This is a genomic window from Adhaeribacter swui, assembly GCF_014217805.1.
GTDB lineage: Bacteria > Bacteroidota > Bacteroidia > Cytophagales > Hymenobacteraceae > Adhaeribacter > Adhaeribacter swui.
The window spans coordinates 2,204,121-2,219,321 of the sequence record NZ_CP055156.1 but is presented as its reverse complement, the minus strand read 5'-3'; the positions used below and the strand labels follow the sequence as shown (position 1 = coordinate 2,219,321).

Genomic DNA, 15,201 nt, shown 5'->3' with positions numbered 1-15,201 from the left:
AACGAGCAAAACATATCCTCAAAAATAAAAAAATTAAAAAAAGCCGCGTTGCTATAAGTGCAGCGCGGCTCTTTTTAATTTCCACTGTGAACTATGGTCTGTAGTTCGTAGAATAACGACTAATTAACCGGAGCATTCAGACTTTGAATCCAAGGGATAACGGATAAAACCATGGGCTCCAGGCTGCTGCTGTGGGTACCACCCGGGATTGGGATTAACTCCACGTTGGTAGCGCCAGCGGCTTTAAACTTATCGTAAACCGATTGGCTTGTTTGAAAAAATACTGACTGATCAGCGGTACCGTGGTACAAGCGGGTTGGGCTTTTTGGTACCCAGTTTAAAAAGCTGTTATCTACCAGCGCTTGCTTTAAGGCTTGCTCTCCTGCCGGATTTTTTAAATTAGCGTAGAAATTAGGATTAAACAACTCTTGCGGATTTTTTGCCAGACTGTTATTGATTTTACCAGCACCGTTAGTACCGTTAAATAATTCCGGAATACGGTCAGCATAAGGTTCCTGGAAGAAATCGGTTAAAGGACGGTTCCAGTTGTAAGTGGTATTATACGATTGCAGCACAAAAGCCAGGTACGAAGGATTGCCGTACGATTGCGTAGTAGTTACTGCCGACAACATACCCGTTAAGTCGTAACCACCGGCGCCTTCGGCAGCCGCCGTAACCGTTAAACCATGCTCCGGATGCATTTCAATTTCTTTCTGGGCCGCCATTGTTACATAACCGCCTTCGGAGTAACCCACCAAAAACAACTTATCGTTAAGCTTAATAGCTTGTTTTTTGGCGTACGATTTAGCCGCTTTAATCATATCCACTATCATCAGGCCAGAGTGCTTCTGGTCGTAGTACGGATGAAAAATATCCTTGGAAATGCCATAGCCAATGTAATCCGGAATAAGGGTAACAAAGCCCGTAGAGGCAAACAGCTCAAACCCGGAGAAAGTATTCGGGAAATTAGTCGGCGCATCGCTATCCAGGAAAGAAGTACCATGCTGGGTACTGAGTATCGCAGCCGGGGCAGTCATGTTTTGCGGTATGGCTAATAACCCCGATGCTTTAATTTCCTGATTTTTGTAAGTGGTAGTGTACACCATCTTATAAATGGCTACGTCGTACTTAATCTGCGGTACAAATTTGCTATATCCTTGGCTGGTAGCCAGCGTTTGCAGTACGTTTTGGGGAATTACGGCTAATTGTTCCGCCGAAACAAAATAATCTTTTTCCGGGGTTGTAGGTATTACAGTTTCATTAGCTTCCTTCTGGCAACCGGCGCTTACAAACATATACGCAAACAGCAACCAGCCTACTATTCCTATCTTTTTTTTCACTTGATTCTGCTTAAATTAATAGATTTGGTATCTATTTTAAAGGAAAATCCCGGCTTTAAAGTTCCTTTGCAGACCACTGCTTTACCTATTCTGACATTATAAAAACAGCTACTTTCCAAAAAACCAGATATAGTATATTCCAAAGATTCTGCCCGTTAGAAATTAAACAATTTTAAAAATTGCTTTTGTTATGGGTAAAACAAAAGCCCCTTGCATTTTACCGTAAGGGGCTTTTGTTTACTTGCTATTTCTTTTTTTACTAGTAGCTTTCTAACTCTAATCCACCAGTTTTTTCTGTAGTTTTTGTTTTTGCAAGCGGGCAACGCCTTTAAAAATATCGCTGGTGTTGGTTATTTCGGTGGCTTGCCAGTAGTCGCCTTTGTTCTGCATTTTTACTTCGAGCACAAAAGTGGTATCGTAGCGGGGTTGCGTAAACTCTAAACCCACAAAAGCGGTTTCGCCTTCTTCGCGGGTATAATTTACGCCCTTAAATTGACTGCTATCGCTTACTACCTTGTTCCATAAACCGTTCAGCGAAATATCTACTTTCTTTTCCCGGCTGGGGTCTTTGGCAAAAGAACCAGTCTCTACGTATTTCTGTACTTCTTTGCGCACCACGCTGGCCAATTGCGGTTTCATAAACTGAATGGCTTGCTTTAGAACCATACTGCCCGGATTTAACATACTTATCAGGCCTTTTTGCTGCGACATGTCGTTTACCAATCCCGTGGTAATACTTTCGATATTCACGTACTTTTCAAAAGCCGTCATGTCGTGGTCTTGCATGGCTTCGTGGGCTTGCAACAAGGAGTATTTCGGACTAGTTACCAGATTGTGGTAATACGTGTATCCACCAATTACCGCTATAACAACCAAGAGCAATACAATTTTTTTCATAAGGTTACGCGAGCTACTACTTTACTTTTCCGCTGGTTAAATGATATTTTTTTTTAAATATTCTTCTTTCCATCAAATACCAGTTTACCCGGAAAAGTTCAATTGCAGATTACTGCAGCTTAAATTTTACCGGAAGAGTCACTTCTACGTCAACGGGTTCGGCATTTACTTTCCCGGGCAACCAATTAGGCGGTAGCAAAAGCATAGCCCGAAGCGCTTCGTGGTCTAAGCCATAACCAAGAGGATTTTTAACCTGAAAGTCCCTTGCGTTGCCGTTTTTATCTACAATAAAGGAAACGAATACTGTCCCGGATTTCCCCCGGCGGGAAGCGTCCGCGGGATAACGCATTTCTTTACCAAGTACCGCATAAATACCATCATCGCCTTCCAGAAAAATAGGAGGCTGGCTTAATTTTGCCTCGGCCGAAGCGGGCGGGTTCACCAGGTGGTATTGCCTTTCTTTGGCTAGTTCGTTGGGTACGTATAACAAAAGTTTGTTATTAGTGTAATCGTATCTTAAGCTTACCTGTCCCTTAAAATCGTAACTCTCCCAAATACTATCTTTTGCTCCCTGGTTGTAAAATCCTTTTACCATTAATCTGTTGCCAAACCCAAATTTGTTGTACTCCCCGTGCCTGGTAGAATTATCTGAATTTAGAACAAAGTAAATTTCATTCGTTTTCTTGTCGATAACTTTTTTAGTTTCCTGGCCGAACAAGTAATCAGGAAGTAGTAATAATAAAAGTAAAAGTGTTTTATGCATGATATTGGTAGTTGTTAAAAGTGTGTAACATTTAATTATTTTAAAAATAGCCCGGCTGCATCCTGTAATTAGGTTCAAAATACAACCTCAAATTACTTCTAAGCTTAATTAAAGTATTACACAAAACGTAGATCAATGCTGTTAATTTATTGTTAACCTTTAATCAAGATTTAGATTTCAGATTAATAAAGATTGATAATTTTAAAAACTTAACTAATTCCATTAAGAGTCTAAGGCAACCCCTCTTCTTTTTCCAAAATCTTGTCCTGCGATTTTTTAGCCTTAAGTAAATTTTTTTACATAGAACTACGAAAAATTTCGTAATAAAAATTTGCATGTACGAAATTTTTCGTATATGTTTGATCCAGCTTAAGCAATTACCTTTAAATACAACAGTTATGCCTGATACTCAACCAATAAAACCAACGGAAACCGAACTGGAGATTTTACAGATTCTCTGGGAACATGGTCCGCAAACGGTGCGCTTTGTAAACGACAAACAAAACGAAACCAAAGAAGTAGGTTACACCACCACCCTGAAAATTATGCAGATTATGGCGGATAAAAACTTTATATCGGCAGACAAAAGTAATCGCTCGCATGTTTACCAGGCTTTGCTGCCCGAAGAAGATACCCAAAAGCAACTGCTCGACAAGTTCCTGGACACGGCTTTCCGGGGCTCGGCCATGAAATTAGTGATGCAGGCGCTGGGCAACCACCGCACATCCGAAGAAGAATTAAATCAAATTAGAAATTTACTCGATAAACTGGAAGGAGGTCAAAAATGAATTACTTACCCGCATTTCTCTCGCCCCGGCTGGTAGAGGCCCTCGGCTGGACTATTCTGCACTCGCTCTGGCAGGGTGCCCTGGTAGCCGTAGTTTTATCGGTTCTCCTGATTTTGCTGCAGCGGCACTCCGCCCGCCTCCGGTACGCGGTGGCCACTTCGGCCTTATTGGCTACCTTACTCATTGCCGGTATCACTTTTATCCGGACTTACCAGCAAGCATCTGTTTCTGCAACCTTAGCGAGCCGGGTTAATCCTATAACTACAACACCGGAAGTTGCCGCATCAAACAAAACCAAAGCCGATCTTTCGGCAGCTACCAGTACCAAACCAGTGCTGCGGGGGGCTATTCTGGTAAATTTTAAGTATTATTTCAGTAAGCATTTGCCGGCAGTAGTACTGGTGTGGCTGTTGGGCATGTTAACCATGCTACTGAAATTTTTAGGCGGTTTGGCCTACGTACAACGTTTAAAATACACCAAAATATATCCGTTAGGCCAGGCCTGGCACAACCGGTTAACCAGCATTGCGCATAACTTGGGCGTAACGCAAACAATACAACTTTTTGAATCGACATTAGTAAAAACCCCGCTGGTAATCGGCTACTTTAAACCGGTAATTTTACTGCCTTTCGGTACGATTGCGGGTTTAAGCCCCGACCAGGTAGAGGCTATTCTGGCCCACGAGCTAGCGCATATTTACCGGAAAGATTATTTACTAAATATGCTGCAAACTGTAGTCGAGATTTTATTTTTCTATAACCCGGCTACCTGGTGGATCAGCGATTACGTGCGGGTAGAACGCGAAAACTGCTGCGACGATCAGGCTATTGCCTGGTGCGGTAACCCACTAACCTACGCCCGCGCTTTAACTCATTTGCAAGCTATTTCGGTAAACGCGCCCCAACTGGCGCTGGCGTTTGCCGGTAAAGATGGTTCGCTGCTGGGCCGCGTAAAACGCCTGGTACAAAAACCGAATTTAAGGCCTACTTTTTCCGAAGGTTTTATGGCTGCCTGCGTGCTAATAGTGGGGCTTACCGTAATTTCGGTTAGTGCTTTTGCGGGCTTTTCGGCGGAAAGTAACCTAACAAAACCCGTTAAAACTGCGGCTATTAAACCAACTCCAGTAAAAGCAGCCCCAGTAGTTAAGCCGCCAACCGAAGATATCCTGAAAGCCAGTATCTACCACCTTACCGATTCATTAACCGGCAAAAAGAGCGACCTGATTATTATAAAAAATAAAAAAGGCGACATCACCGAATTGTACGTGGACGGAAAAAAAATCCCCAAAGCCAGTATTGCCGATTTCCGCAAAGAAATTGAAGCGGCTACCGCCAACACCCAACGGGCACCCCGTTTAAAAGCAAGCGAAGTTCCGCAGCAATTGGCCAAAACCAAAGAAGCCCTGAAAGAAGTAGAATCCGAAAACAAAACCTACGCTTTTAGCTATAGCGGCAATGCAGATGGTTTTGGAAAAATGCCACCCATACCACCCATGCCCGCAGTTCCAGGGGTACCAGCAATACCCGCAATGCCTCCTTTGCCTCCTGTACCGCCAAAAAAACCGTTGGAGTATTTAAGAACGCTGGATTTGCCCACCAACACCTTATATATTATTGATGGTACGAAGTACCTGGGTAAAAGCGGTAAAGCCGCCCTGGCAAAATTAAAAGACGATAAAATTAACAGTGTGCAAATTTACCACGCTGAAGCGGCTAAATCGCGCTTTGGCGACGAAGGGAAAGATGGCGTAGTAGTAATAAAAACGGGTGTAAGCGACCCGAACAATTTTTTACTGCAGGAGATCGGCGATGACCAGACAAGCCAAGAGGAAATTTTTAAAAATTTGCGCGAAAATCAGGAGCAACTGGCCAAAGAACACGAGTTGCGCCTGAAAAATTTTGAATTACAGAATAAGGCACGGCTCAAAGAACACGAAATCCGGTTAAAGGAACACGAAGCGCGCGCTAAGGAGCACGAAATGCGCGCCAAAGAACATGCAAAAAGAGCGAAGGAACACGAAAAACGGGCCGCCCAGTTCGAGAAAATAAAGCAAGAACTGATTAAGGATAAATTAATTGAAGCCGACGCCAAAAAGATGTCCATCCAAATAAACCAGGACGGGCTTACCATTAACGGCGTAAAACAACCCGCCGCTGTTTTTGACAAATACAAAAAATTGTTTTTCCCGGAACGTCAGGATTGGTCTGGTTCTTTTAACGATAGCATTAATATTAACATAACCGACGAAAATTAAACGGCATTTTGTAAGCTAGCTGAAAAGGAGAAACTTAGGTTTCTCCTTTTTTATTGTAGCCAGGTTTACTTTGTTGCTTACTTGCGTTATTATTTACAACGGTTTATTACTTTTATCAGTAAAATAGTACCTGCCGGGTATTAAAAATAGCAATACTTTGCGCATTACGGATTAACTTTGATTTTCTGGCTGCCATGGTTAGTACTTAATTTTAATTTTCTATTACTGCTTCTTACTCATGCCACTATCTAGCTCAGGTAAAATAAAAAAATTACTTTTTACTGTTATTTCAGGAGTCTTCTGTTTTTGTTTGAGTTGTTTAGCACCCCTGCGTGCCCTAAGTCAGGAATCTTGTTTATTATCACCGGTAGACCTGAATGAACGCGCTAAAGAGGCTACACTCATCGTAGAAGCCGAGGTAATTCATCAGGAATCGTACTGGAACGCCACCCACCAGAATATTTATACCCGCCAGACTTTACAAATTTTTAAAATTTTAAAAGGCTCCGCTCCCGAAACCATTACCGTTATTACCGAAGGCGGCCGGGTAGGTGCGGCCATGCACGTATTTACCGGCACTTTGCAGTTAAAAAATAAAGACCAGGGCATTTTTTTTCTGGTGCCCGCCCAATCTAAAATGTTGCCGGCCGGCCGCAGCGCCGTAGATTTTATGGTGTATAGCAGTTCGCAGGGTTTTATCCGGTATAATAGCACCAACCAACAAGCCGTCGAGCCTTTTAAAACCTATTCCAACATTACTACCGAGTTATATCCTGTTCTCCGGCGGGTTACGCCAAATTTTAAAAATTTACGCCCTAATCCGGCAGTAAAAATTATAAATCCCGCTACCGGAACCGGTATTAACAAGGCGCAGGGTAACCAACGAACTAAAGCGACTCCCGCGATTAGCAGTTTTACGCCGGATACTCTAACGGCGGGTACCGGCAGCTTGCTTACCATCCGGGGTTCCGGTTTTGGCAGCAGCCGGGGTACGGGCTCTGTTCAGTTCCGGAATGCCGATAACGGGGGCGCCAGCTTTATCGATATTACCAATGCCGATTATATCTTCTGGACCGATAATGAAATTCAGGTGCGCATACCCGGCAAAAACAGCAGCAATAACACTCCCGGCAGCGGCGATATTCAGGTTACCAACGATAGCGGACTTTCGGTGGTAAGCACCCAAGCACTGGTAATAGAATATGCCGTATCGCAGGTACTCTACGACGAAACACTTTATTCGCCCCGCTTAGTAAATGCCAACGAACAAGGCGGTTATACTTTTCAGTTTTCGAGCAATTTCGATCAGAATAATCCTGCTAAACAAGCTTTTACCCGCGCCTTAAACACGTGGTCGTGCCATACCGGCATTAATTGGAACATCGGTAATTCTTCGCCGCTTACGGCCGTAGCCGAAGACAACGTAAACTTGGTTTGTTTTGATGAAACCGGCGAGTTGCCCCGGGGTATTCTGGCGCGTTGCATTAGCCGGTATGCCGGTTGCGGCAGCGAAATAGCTGACCAGTGGCGCGTAGCCGAAATGGATGTTATCTTTAGTCAAACTACCCGGTGGAACTACAGCATTAACTCGCCCCAATCTACCCAAGTTGATTTTGAAACCGTGACTTTGCACGAAATGGGTCACGGCCACCAGCTAAACCACGTTATTAAACCAGGTACCGTAATGCACTACGCCATAACCCGCGGCCAGGAAGGTCGCCGGCTAAATGCCCGCACCGACGTGGCCGGCGGCCAGTTTACCATGACGCAAAACGTGATCTCGAACCAGTGCGGCCCCGGCCGGATGATTCCGCAACCCGTAGCTAATTGCACCTCCTCTACGGATGAGCTGTTGTTTACCGCCGAAATAACAAGCAACACCGAAGTGCAGACTACCTGGTCGATTAGCAGTGGTAATTTGGTAAATTATTTTGTTTTGGAACGAAGCAAAGATGCGGTTACGTGGCAAGAATTAAACACGGTTAGCCCGTCGCCAACCACCGATTCGTACCAGTACCCTGATGTAACGCCGTTGCCGGGCATTAGCTATTACCGCTTAAAAGTAATTAACCCCGATCAAACGTTTAGCTATTCGCCCATTGTGCGCATCATGCGGGAAGTACCTAGTGGTTTCGCCATTGCCCCTAACCCGGTAACCGAAAATACCTTGTGGCTGCAATACATTACCCAAGACAGTGGCCAGATGCAAATTTACTTATACGATGTGGTTGGCCGCTTACACAGGACATACAACCGAGCCTACCAACCCAACAACGACTTAATTGATTTGGATATAACTGATTTGCGCCCCGGAACTTACATATTAGTGTACGACGATGGCCGCCAGATTCACCGCGAAAAGTTTACCCGTTTGTAAGCCAAGTAGTTACCCATTAGTAATTGCGCATAATTTGGTTGTTAAACTGCTGCTAATTATATTATTAATACCCGCACAGAATAATCTGGGTTTGCTCTGATCGTCAACCGCTACTAAGATTTTTAAATTTTTAAAAATCCGGAAGAATATTTTGGTACCCCCAATTAGCTTACTTTTTCTTTAATCGTACTAAGAATCCGCCACCGGGGGCAAGCGTTATGGTAAGTGGCGTGTTTGGGGTAATGGCTTGCGTTAGAATCGTATAATCCGAGGCGTAGCGGTCGGCGTTTACGCCATCCTGGCAAATAGTAGCTTCGTAAGAACCAGCCTTTAAAAAATCCAGCTCTAAAGTAAAGTCCCGGCTAGTCCAGTCGGTCATTCCGCCAATGTACCAATCGTTGCCTTTTTTACGGGCCGTTATAATGTAGTCGCCTACTTTTCCTTCCAGCACCCGGGTGGTGTCCCAGGTAGTGGGTATGCTACCCAGCAACTCCATAAAAGCGGGTTCCTGTAATCCCTGCGCCGGATTACCCGAGAAAAACTGCATGGGGCTATCGTACACCACAAACATGGCTAACTGGTGGCACCTTGTACCCTGCGACATAACCTTGGTTTCGATAGGCCGGAAAGTTTTAACGGTAGCATTATCCAGCAAACCCGGTTCGTAATCCATAGGTCCGGCCGTCATCCGGATAAAAGGCAATTGCACGTTGTGTTCGGGAGTAGGTTTATGGCTCCAGATATTAAACTCCGACCCTAATACGCCTTCGCGGGTGAGGGCGTGCGGCCAGGTGCGGTTAAAGCCGGCCGGTTTAAAAGCCCCATGAAACATAAGCATGATTTTGTGCCGGGCGCAAGCGGCTGCTATTTTATGGTAAAAATCTACCGCTTTCTGGTCATCCCGGTCAATAAAGTCAGTCATGATAAAATCTACTCCCCATTTGTTAAACTGATCCAGGGCGGGTTCCAGTTGTTTTTCCAAGGTTAAAGCCAGCGTCCACATGCTTAACTTTATACCCTGCGCTTTGGCGTAAGCCACCAGTTCCGGGATGTTGAGGTTTGGATTAATTTTAAAAAGATCCTGGTAATCGCTCCAGCCAGCGTCCAGCATTATCCGATCGAAGCCGAAACGTTTGGCAAAATCAACGTAATACTTGTAGGTAGCCGTGTTAATGCCCGCTTTAAAAGGCACATTAAACAAATTAATGCCAATAATCCACTCATCGGTGCCTTTGCCCGACTTAATCCAGGAAACATCGGCTACGCGCGAAGGCGAAGCCAGGCGATAAACCAAATCATTGCCGGGTAAGTCTTTGTCTTCCGGGACTATGAGTAAAACCCGCCACGGGAAAGAACGACTGCCTTTGGTGCGGGAAATAAATGCGCTGCGCTGCGAAACTATCTTCTGCGGAAACTCGCCGCTGATTAAAACTTTTTCTTCTGCGGGGTAAGGGGCAAAATCGGCGGTTAATTGTTTGGTACCCGTACCCCGCAAAAACATACCCGGATATTCTTCTAAATCCGACTCGGTTATACTAATGCGCGGCCCTTGGGCTGGGGCGATTAAAGTAGGCGTAAAAATTAACTGATTGGCAGCAACGCTGTCCAGTGGCTTAATTTGGTACGGTTCCTCAAAACTAGTATGATATATATCGGCATCTGGCCGTTTTTGCACCGGCGAGTAGTAAACCATCTCGGCCCTCGGAAAATTAAACTCCGCTACTTCGCTGTTAACCTCAATGGATTTTTTAAAATGCGTGCACCAGCGCCAAGCTACACCATCGTTGTAAACCCGCACCAATAAACGGAACGGCTGCTTAAACTCCACGGTAAGCTCGCGGTAAACATCCGGAATAACTTTTCTTTTCTCGGGAATCGGCGAAATAATAGTAGCGTGCTTTAACTCAATCCGCGTTTTATGAATGCGTAACTGCTCAGATGTAGCCAGTCCCTGGGCTACATTTAACCGGATTGCTGAAGGCGCTATTACTAGCTGCTCTTTGTAATACACCGCGTAAGTAAGCCGATCTTTATTTTGTACCACTACTTTTATGGCACCATCTGGCGAGTAAATGGTTTCGGAATCAGCCGCTAGTAATTCTGCGCTTAGCAGCAGCAAAAAACAACCAATTATATACTTTATCATACAGTGCTTATCACTTATTTAGTGGGGAGCTTTTAAATTATAAAAAACAAAAAAACAGCTGACACTAAATTTTAAAAATTTAAAAAATAGGCCACAATACTTCTTCTGTTTATAACCTGCTAATGCAGTGTTCACTTCCAGAGTACTTATTGCTAAAAAAAGCAAATGGCTCCGTTTCATTTAAGCTTCTACGCGGGATAATACCTGGTCTTTCTTCTTATAAGTAGTACTTCCTGTATTTTAGTTAGGATTTATTCATCCGGTAAAAACTAGGGTTTAGCTGGTTAAACAACCTGTTAGCCTAAATTAATGCTTTTTTATCTTAAATTAATGAAACATTTTTTGGCAAAATCAGTTTTATTTATCTAATTTGTACTATATAATTTATTAAATATATTATATGATTCAATATTTTGAAGGTATTGATCTAAAAACAGGATAAATAAATTAAAATTAAATTATATACTAAAGCTTATGACAACTACCATTGCCCTTACCCGGAAGCAATACCTGATGTATTTACTCTGGACTGTTTTTTTGAAATAATATAAAGTACACGAACTGCTCTAAACAATCTAACTACCAACCAACATTTATACTTATTAAGATGAAAAAGATTTTTACCCTTTTCTTATTAATGCTTGCGTTTGTAACTACGCAAGCCAGCGCCTTAAACCTGGATCGCGGCAACGAAGAACGCTTAAAAGTGCAGGCCATTGAGCAAACCCGCGAACTGGCTACAAAACTTGGCTTAAACGAGGCCGACTATATCCGCGTGAAAAATATAATTTTTCAAAAACTGGTAGCGATACAAGCAGTAGAAGCAGCTTACGCTAAAAGCCCGGAACAGCTTCAGAAAAAAATGCAGGCAGTTACCGAAGAATATAACCAGCAAATAGCCGGCGCCTTATCGGCGAAACAACATAAAATGTATCTGGCCTTAGCATCGGCTGATTAAGAAAAAGTATGTAGTATACATAAAACAAAGGGCCACTACCAAGAGGCCCTTTTGTTTTTATTTTTAGTTTTATACTTAACCAATAGTAATTAGAGGTTCTCTACCAATATTAAGGTTGAACAATGGCGGTATAAACCCGGCAGGTTTTAAAAACCTGCCGGGTTTGAACAATACAAGGTTACGAGTTCAACTTTAATTATCTAATGTTAAATTCAGAAAATTTAAAAAATTGCTTAGTTATTTAGTTTGTACCACTCCGTAGTTTTTAATAACGGGCGGCGGCCTTCGTTTTTGGGGGCGTAGTTTTTAGCTAAGTAATCCAGCACTACGGGTTCCTGGGGGCCTAAATCCCATAAGCCTTGCGTTTGCTGCATCCACCGGATGGTAGCCAGCCAACCTTCGCGTGTAGCCCGTTTTTCGGTAATTAATTTGGGCGAATGGCACCGCACGCAGGTGGTGCTTACCACGGCAAAACCAGGCGCGATAATTAAACCGGTTTTTTTATCGATGCTATCGTTTAAACTGGCGGGGCGCTCCCAATTTACTAATGCCCGGTCAGATTTAGCCGGGCGGGAATAGGTATTGTTAACTGTAATAACAGCTACCAGCAGCGCCATAGCCCAAACTACCCATTTTAATTTTATTCTGTCCGCCTGCTCTATCTTTCTGTTCATTTTTTAAAAATTTAAATTTTCACTTCTTTCTACCTTAACCTGGCTTAAATAATTTCTACGGCAATGCGGTGGCAGGCATTATTTAAATAACCACCCGGGTTCCAGGCGGGTACCAGCATGGGCTGCATTTTGCCGTTGCTATCGGTAGCCCGGGCCCACACCTCGTAATATCCTTTATCCGGAAAATTAATCTGGGTGCTCCATTGTTGCCAGCAGTTGCGGTTACGTTGTTCTTTTAAGGTGCATTTTTGCCACGTAGAACCAAAATCAATAGAAACGTGCATTTCGTTTATTTTTAAATCGCCGGCCCAGGCGTGGCCGCGCACTTCCAGGGGCTTGCCGGCAGTTACTTGTGCCCCGGTTTTGGGGTAAGTAATCAACGATTTTACCGGCATGGCTTCTATAATCCGGAAATGCTCATTATCCTGGGGTATTTTAGCGCCTGGCGCAATCGGGTGAATGGGTAACCGATAATCCATCCCGTTCATTTTGGCGCCATCGTGTATTTTATTCCGGATAGAAATACGGGCCAGCCATTTGCCGCTGGTAGAAGCCGGCCAACCACCAAACAATACCCGTAACGGATACCCGTGAACCGCCGGAATGTCTTTTCCGTTCATAGCCCAGGCAATTAAAGCTTCGTCTTCTAAGGCTTTGCGCATGGGTACGCCCCTGGAGATGGGCACTTCGCCGGGTTTGCCGTTCAGGTGCGTGTCTTTGCCGTAATATCCAATATATACTGCATCATCTTTAATACCGGCCGCTTCTAACACATCCCGCAGACGTACCCCAGTCCATTCGCAACAACCAACGGCGCCATTCCCCCATTGATTGCCATGACCAGCTGGCGAAAATTCGGCCCGGCCATTTCCAGCGCATTCGTGCACCAACTGGTAGGTATAATGTTTAAATTTCTTTTTCAGCTCATCCAGGGTAAATACCGTTTTCTTTTTCACCGATTCGCCATCAATGGTCAGGGTCCAGGATTTTGCATCTACATTTACCGGCATTATCCCATTATTGCGAACAAATAATTTTTCGGCCGGAGTAATTGCATCGTCGAGCAGGTGCGGCGGGGTTTCGGCATTTATAGGTTTATCGCTCAAAATTATCAAGTCCGGGTGTTTCCAAGCTGGCAAAGGCGATTTATCCGGCAAAGCGGCAGAATTATAAACTGCGCGCGTTGCTGCTTTTGAGGATTTTGCAAACAAGCCCCAACCTAAACTTAAACCGGCCATTTGCGCCGTTTTAAAAATAAAGCCGCGGCGGTTAAGATTAAACAAAGAATTTGGCTTTGGAAATAAGCTTGTATTTGGATTTACTTTATTTTTCATAATACCTACGGGCAACTATTCCCGACATAAAACAAGGAAAATTAAGAATTATCGTTTAGTAAACGAAATTAACTACGCTCCAGAAGATTTTTAAATTTTAAAAATACCGATACAAGGTAAATAAACAGTATAAATAATAAAGTCTGTAAAGCAAAATAACCAGGATTAAGCAACAACCGCAACGGCATTTTAAATGATTATCCTGGTTAAAAGAGCGCGTAATTCCTGGCACTTTTGCTTATATTTGCTTTCAACTCAAGTCTGTAAAACCACTAGCCTCTTACTATTTTAATTTATACGCAACCTTCTTTTAAATTTTTAATTATTCCCAACGCTTTTATGAAAAGAAAATTAATTACCTGTCTGTTGCTTTGCACAGCTTTTTTGGCGCGTGCGCAAAGCAATAAGATTGATTTTATCGAATATACCCTGGATAATGGTTTGCACGTAATTCTGCAACCCGATAAAACTACCCCTATTGTGGCCGTATCGGTGATGTACCACGTGGGCTCTAAAAACGAACAATCGAACCGTACCGGTTTTGCCCACTTTTTTGAGCACTTAATGTTTGAGGGCTCCGAAAACATTAAACGAGGCCAATTCACCAACTTAGTACAAACTGCCGGCGGCACTTTAAACGCCAATACCTCGCAAGACCGCACGTATTACTACGAAGTTTTACCTTCCAACCAATTAGCTTTGGGTTTATGGCTGGAATCGGAGCGGATGCGCAGCGCTAAAATCGATCAGGCCGGGGTAGAAACGCAGCGCAACGTAATTAAAGAAGAGAAAAAAGAACGCATTGATAACCAGCCTTACGGAACTATTCTGGAAAAAGCTTTTGGCAACGCCTTCTCCGAACACCCCTACCGCTGGGTGCCCATTGGCTCGGCGCAGTACATCGACCAAGCTTCGCTAGAAGAATTTGTCGATTTTTATAAAACTTTTTACGTGCCCAATAATGCTACTTTGAGCATTGCCGGCGACATCGACGTAAACCAAGCTAAAGAATTAATTCAGAAGTATTTCTCAACTATCCCCAAAGGCACCAAAGAAATACCGCGACCAACCGTAAAAGAAGCGCCTAAAACCCAGGAAGTACGCGAAATTGTTTTTGATAACATTCAATTACCGGCAGTAGTACAAGCCTATCACATTCCGGAGCAAACCAACCCCGATTACTACGCCATTACCATGCTTACCAACCTGCTCACGGGTGGCGAAAGCGCCCGCCTGAACAAAGCTTTGGTAGATCAGCAACAAAAAGCGGTTTACGTGGGCTCTTTCCCGATGCAGCTCGAAGATCCGGGTTTGTTTCTAGCTTTTGCGGTAGCGAATGCCGGCGTAAACATTGACGAAGTAGAACGCAGCATGGATGCCGAAATAGAACGGGTAAAGAAAGAACAGGTGAGCGAAGTTGAATTTCAGAAATTGCGCAACCAGATAGAAAACAGCTTTATTCAAAAAAACTTTACAGCAGCTGGGCGCGCGGAGCAATTGGCTAATTACCATACCTTCTACAAAAACACCAACTTAATTAACACCGAACTGCAGAATTTTTTAAAAGTAACTAAAGAAGATTTAGCCCGGGTAGCCAACCAATATTTTACCCGCGAAAACCGGGTGGTATTGCACTACCTACCTAAGTCTAATAATTAAAATTTTTAAA

At 43.7% G+C, this 15,201-nt stretch carries 11 protein-coding genes; 5 read left to right on the top strand and 6 right to left on the bottom strand.

Annotated features, from left to right (window positions below; genetic code table 11):
- Positions 1 to 119: 119 nt before the first annotated feature.
- From HUW51_RS09765 to HUW51_RS09755, 3 genes are all read right to left on the bottom strand, one after another.
- Positions 120 to 1,340, bottom strand: coding sequence for an alpha/beta hydrolase family protein (locus HUW51_RS09765; protein ID WP_185273803.1), 1,221 nt, complete (start codon positions 1,338 to 1,340; stop codon positions 120 to 122).
- 276 nt (positions 1,341 to 1,616) lie between these two features.
- Entirely contained in the window at positions 1,617 to 2,237 is a 621-nt protein-coding gene (locus tag HUW51_RS09760; RefSeq protein ID WP_185273801.1) for a hypothetical protein, read from the bottom strand.
- Positions 2,238 to 2,346: 109 nt separating this feature from the next.
- Entirely contained in the window at positions 2,347 to 3,000 is a 654-nt protein-coding gene (locus tag HUW51_RS09755; protein WP_185273799.1) for an energy transducer TonB, read from the bottom strand.
- Positions 3,001 to 3,398: 398 nt separating this feature from the next.
- Between HUW51_RS09755 and HUW51_RS09750 the strand changes: the two genes are divergently transcribed.
- The 3 genes from HUW51_RS09750 (at position 3,399) to HUW51_RS09740 (ending at position 8,420) form a co-directional block, all read left to right on the top strand.
- Positions 3,399 to 3,788 (top strand): BlaI/MecI/CopY family transcriptional regulator, encoded by a 390-nt coding sequence (locus HUW51_RS09750; RefSeq protein ID WP_185273798.1) that lies wholly within the window; start codon positions 3,399 to 3,401, stop codon positions 3,786 to 3,788.
- Positions 3,785 to 6,043, top strand: a complete 2,259-nt coding sequence (locus HUW51_RS09745; protein ID WP_185273796.1) for a M56 family metallopeptidase — start codon at positions 3,785 to 3,787, stop codon at positions 6,041 to 6,043. Before HUW51_RS09750 ends, HUW51_RS09745 begins: the two co-directional genes overlap by 4 nt.
- Before the next feature lie 310 nt (positions 6,044 to 6,353).
- Positions 6,354 to 8,420, top strand: a complete 2,067-nt coding sequence (locus HUW51_RS09740; protein ID WP_185273795.1) for a T9SS type A sorting domain-containing protein — start codon at positions 6,354 to 6,356, stop codon at positions 8,418 to 8,420.
- A 169-nt stretch (positions 8,421 to 8,589) separates the two neighbouring features.
- Here HUW51_RS09740 and HUW51_RS09735 read toward each other — a convergent pair whose 3' ends face one another.
- On the bottom strand, positions 8,590 to 10,566 hold the full coding sequence (locus HUW51_RS09735; protein WP_185273794.1) for a glycoside hydrolase family 97 protein: 1,977 nt from the start codon (positions 10,564 to 10,566) through the stop codon (positions 8,590 to 8,592).
- Between the two features lie 607 nt (positions 10,567 to 11,173).
- On the opposite strand from HUW51_RS09735, the gene HUW51_RS09730 reads away from it, so the two are divergent.
- Positions 11,174 to 11,524: a hypothetical protein gene (locus HUW51_RS09730; RefSeq protein WP_185273792.1), complete on the top strand. Its 351-nt coding sequence runs from the start codon at positions 11,174 to 11,176 to the stop codon at positions 11,522 to 11,524.
- A gap of 233 nt (positions 11,525 to 11,757) precedes the next feature.
- Here the strand turns inward: HUW51_RS09730 and HUW51_RS09725 are convergent, their stop codons facing one another.
- The gene (locus HUW51_RS09725; protein WP_185273790.1) at positions 11,758 to 12,198 is read right to left on the bottom strand and encodes a hypothetical protein; all 441 of its coding nucleotides are present in this window, start codon (positions 12,196 to 12,198) and stop codon (positions 11,758 to 11,760) included.
- 44 nt (positions 12,199 to 12,242) lie between these two features.
- The gene (locus tag HUW51_RS09720; RefSeq protein ID WP_394353954.1) at positions 12,243 to 13,436 is read right to left on the bottom strand and encodes a sulfite oxidase; all 1,194 of its coding nucleotides are present in this window, start codon (positions 13,434 to 13,436) and stop codon (positions 12,243 to 12,245) included.
- Between the two features lie 435 nt (positions 13,437 to 13,871).
- Here HUW51_RS09720 and HUW51_RS09715 point away from each other — a divergent pair, with 435 nt between their 5' ends.
- Positions 13,872 to 15,191 (top strand): M16 family metallopeptidase, encoded by a 1,320-nt coding sequence (locus tag HUW51_RS09715; RefSeq protein ID WP_185273786.1) that lies wholly within the window; start codon positions 13,872 to 13,874, stop codon positions 15,189 to 15,191.
- The last annotated feature ends 10 nt before the right edge of the window (positions 15,192 to 15,201 follow it).

Bases quoted from the DNA above. Each gene is read 5' to 3' on its own strand.
- HUW51_RS09760 (WP_185273801.1), bottom strand. From the start codon at position 2,237: ATGAAAAAAATTGTATTGCTCTTGGTTGTTATAGCGGTAATTGGTGGA.
- HUW51_RS09755 (WP_185273799.1), bottom strand. From the start codon at position 3,000: ATGCATAAAACACTTTTACTTTTATTATTACTACTTCCTGATTACTTG.
- HUW51_RS09750 (WP_185273798.1), top strand. From the start codon at position 3,399: ATGCCTGATACTCAACCAATAAAACCAACGGAAACCGAACTGGAGATT.
- HUW51_RS09745 (WP_185273796.1), top strand. From the start codon at position 3,785: ATGAATTACTTACCCGCATTTCTCTCGCCCCGGCTGGTAGAGGCCCTC.
- HUW51_RS09735 (WP_185273794.1), bottom strand. From the start codon at position 10,566: ATGATAAAGTATATAATTGGTTGTTTTTTGCTGCTGCTAAGCGCAGAA.
- HUW51_RS09730 (WP_185273792.1), top strand. From the start codon at position 11,174: ATGAAAAAGATTTTTACCCTTTTCTTATTAATGCTTGCGTTTGTAACT.
- HUW51_RS09725 (WP_185273790.1), bottom strand. From the start codon at position 12,198: ATGAACAGAAAGATAGAGCAGGCGGACAGAATAAAATTAAAATGGGTA.
- HUW51_RS09720 (WP_394353954.1), bottom strand. From the start codon at position 13,436: ATGGCCGGTTTAAGTTTAGGTTGGGGCTTGTTTGCAAAATCCTCAAAA.
- HUW51_RS09715 (WP_185273786.1), top strand. From the start codon at position 13,872: ATGAAAAGAAAATTAATTACCTGTCTGTTGCTTTGCACAGCTTTTTTG.